Origin of the sequence: Chamaesiphon sp. (assembly GCF_041738855.1) — a bacterium.
In the GTDB taxonomy this organism is placed as follows: domain Bacteria; phylum Cyanobacteriota; class Cyanobacteriia; order Cyanobacteriales; family Chamaesiphonaceae; genus Chamaesiphon.
Genome location: NZ_JBGSPA010000024.1, coordinates 1 through 3,009 on the forward strand (window position 1 = coordinate 1; position 3,009 = coordinate 3,009).

At 45.1% G+C, this 3,009-nt stretch carries 3 protein-coding genes and 1 pseudogene; 2 read left to right on the forward strand and 2 right to left on the reverse strand.

The window, feature by feature from the left end:
* The first annotated feature begins 94 nt into the window (after nucleotides 1–94).
* Nucleotides 95–982, forward strand: coding sequence for a DUF4037 domain-containing protein (locus tag ACEW9I_RS03105; protein ID WP_373538911.1), 888 nt, complete (start codon nucleotides 95–97; stop codon nucleotides 980–982).
* A 121-nt stretch (nucleotides 983–1,103) separates the two neighbouring features.
* On the opposite strand, the gene ACEW9I_RS03110 is transcribed toward ACEW9I_RS03105, so the two are convergent.
* Nucleotides 1,104–1,781 (reverse strand): response regulator transcription factor, encoded by a 678-nt coding sequence (locus tag ACEW9I_RS03110; protein WP_373538912.1) that lies wholly within the window; start codon nucleotides 1,779–1,781, stop codon nucleotides 1,104–1,106.
* 97 nt (nucleotides 1,782–1,878) lie between these two features.
* Nucleotides 1,879–2,562 (reverse strand): L-histidine N(alpha)-methyltransferase, encoded by a 684-nt coding sequence (locus tag ACEW9I_RS03115; protein ID WP_373538913.1) that lies wholly within the window; start codon nucleotides 2,560–2,562, stop codon nucleotides 1,879–1,881.
* A gap of 49 nt (nucleotides 2,563–2,611) precedes the next feature.
* Between ACEW9I_RS03115 and ACEW9I_RS03120 the strand changes: the two are divergent.
* Nucleotides 2,612–3,009: pseudogene (locus ACEW9I_RS03120) on the forward strand (transposase family protein); the annotation flags it as partial.

The window sequence follows — 3,009 nt, forward strand, 5'->3', positions numbered from 1 at the left end:
TTACGAATGTTTTCACCTACTACGACAATTATGGTCGATCGAGTAATTTCACTTGCAATCAAGTTAATCGATCCTCAACATCTCAGAAATTGGTTTGCTAATTGCTGTTACTGTACCTCATAACATCCGGAAGTGCTGTAAAATTGCGCCTACCTTCACTACTAACCCCAATGTTGAAGCGTGTTTTGTATTTGGCTCGGCAGCATTGGGTATTTCAGACGAGTATTCTGACCTTGAGCTAGCCTTTATCTGGTCACAACTGCCATCCACTGAGGAGTTACAAGCCACAGCACAAAGTGTTGGTGTCAAAGGGTGGGAAATTGAGCCGTATGGGGAAGCGAAACAGGCATGGTTGGAACAGTTCTATCTATATGGCATGAAAGTCGAAGCTGGTCATTGGACGCGAGATACGATGGACAACATCGTGATTGATGTTGTTGAACGTTACGATGTATCGCAAAACGGGCTTTTGTTTGAGAAGCAAGCCACAGTGTCTCATCTGCAACGTGCGGTTGTTCTTTACGGCGAAGATATTATCAAACATTGGCAAACTCGGCTTTCTCCTTATCCTGAAGAACTTGCTGTTTCGATGGTGCAGAAGCATCGGAAATTCCGTCCGTTCGATGGTCAACAAATACTGACCGAGCGGCTTGAAATTCCGATGTTGTACGAAAACAACTGCGCCATTGTACGATGGCTGCTCAACTTGCTGTTCGGGCTAAATCGTATTTATCATCCTGGCTTCAAGTGGACACGTTACTTTGTTGAAGAGATGAACCTCAAACCGCCTGATTTTTTTGCGCGGTTGGAGCAAGTTTTTCAATCTGACGCCGCAAGCGGAACCCATGAATTGCGCCAACTCGCAGAGGAAACGTTCGACCTTGTAGAGAAGCACTTGCTGCAAATCGATCTCAAGCAGCAGCGTGAAACGTTCAATCGGCTGTACCCGAAGTGGAAATTGCCTGTCAGTGAGCAATATTGAAATCAACAGCAGGCTAACAAGCACGTCCACGCGGAACGTGTGCCTACGCGAACGGTGATGATACAAACATTATCGCCGCTCGGTGACGTACAAGCTGTTATCATCAACATCTTCATTACCGCTATTGCTCCCGCAAAGCATAGCCAACACCGCGCGCGGTATGAATCAATCTTGGCTCATTATTTTGCTCTAACTTAGTTCGGAGATAGCGAACGTAAACTTCGATGATATTTGAGTCGCCCAGAAAATCAAATCCCCACACATTTTCGATAATTTGCTCTCTAGTAAATACTTGACGTGGATGACTCAATAGGTATTGTAACAACTCAAATTCTTTGGCTGTTAAATCGATCGATCTACCGCCGCGATGAACTTCACGAGTTCGCCGATTCAAACTTAAATCTTCAAATTGCAACAGATCTTCGTCGGTTTTTTGGGTGCGTCGAAGATGAGAACGGATGCGCGCGAGTAGTTCTTCGATGCTAAATGGTTTGACGACATAATCATCGGCTCCAGCATCCAAACCCGTCACGCGATCGCCCACTTCATCTTTGGCTGTTAGTAAAATTACGGGGATAGATATACCAGTAGATCGCAATCGCCGACAGAGTTCCACGCCCGTCAGCCCTGGTAACATCCAATCCAAAATCGCTAGATCTGGTGCCGACTCCCGCGCCAGCGCAAGTCCCGCCATCCCATCGTGTGCCACACTGACGCGATAGCCCTCACTCTCCAATTCCAGTTCGATAAATCGGGCGAGTTTAACTTCATCTTCAACTAAGAGGATATGTGCTGTCATGTTGATTTTGGATTTTGGATTTTGCGGATGCAATCACGCGGAGTTTCCCTCCGCATGTGTTGCACCAAGTAGGATTTTTGGATAGAGATCGACTGATTCAAGGACACTCCTCTACAGTACATTGACGTTGACAGAGCAACAATCCAAACCAATCTTGTGGATCTGTCCAGATTTGTAGAGGCTTAAAAGCATGAGCTGATAGCTCGTTTACTAATGTTGGTAGATCGAACTTGCGCGAGATTTCGGTATGGATCGTTTCTCCAGCTTCAAATGTAACTCGATAGTTTAATCGAGCGAGAGTTATAGTTTGAGTTACCAAACTGCGGAGGTGCATTTCAAGCTGATGCTGCTCCCGATTGTAGAATGCTAAATGCTCGAATCGATCGAGTACAAAGTCACCTCCAAAACGATGATTGAGATGGCTGAGGATATTGAGGTTAAATTCAGCCGTCACCCCTCGATCGTCATTATACGCAGCTTCAATGATTTCGATCAATTTTTGTAAATCTACCCCTAAGAGGAAAAATTCTCCAGGTTGGAGTGCTTCTTGAATTTTAGTCAGGAAACTGCTACGCTCTCGATCGGTAAGATTTCCGAGTGTGCTACCCAGGAAAATCACCATCCGGTTCTCTAGTTCCGCTGGTGGTAATTGCGCCAAAGCCTGCTCGTAAGTCCCCGCCAAGCCATACAGTTTTAAGTTGGGATAGCGTTCCAACAATGCTAGAGCCGTACTCCTGAGAATGCCAGCACTGACATCGATCGGATAATAGACCTCCTGCAAAAGTCCGATCGAGAGATATACAATAGATCCAAATTAAACCCTTTCGATCGTGAGCTATAAACAAGTTGAAAATTTAAAGCCGACAGAGTTCAAACGGCTGTGTGGCGTAACTCCAGAAATATTTCTGGAGATGGTAAAAGTAATTGCGGCTGAAAAAGTTTTATCAAAAAAGCGGATGAGTGCACGCCTTTGTTTCCCGACGGTTTAGCGCACCAAGCAGAGTGGAAGACCTAGTAAATTGAGCTGTGAAGACCAAGTGTTAATGACGTTGGAATACTGGAGGCTGGGCAGGTGCCCCGCCCAGTAGAGTACCGTACCTATTTTCACATGGGTACAAATTGGGGTTTAGACGAAACAAGTGTTTTGAGAATTGTGAGAAAAGTTGAGAATATTTTGATTAAATCAGGATTGTTTAATTTGGGAGGAAAGAAGCAACTATATGTACAA

Bases quoted from the DNA above. Each gene is read 5' to 3' on its own strand.
- ACEW9I_RS03110 (WP_373538912.1), bottom strand. From the start codon at position 1,781: ATGACAGCACATATCCTCTTAGTTGAAGATGAAGTTAAACTCGCCCGA.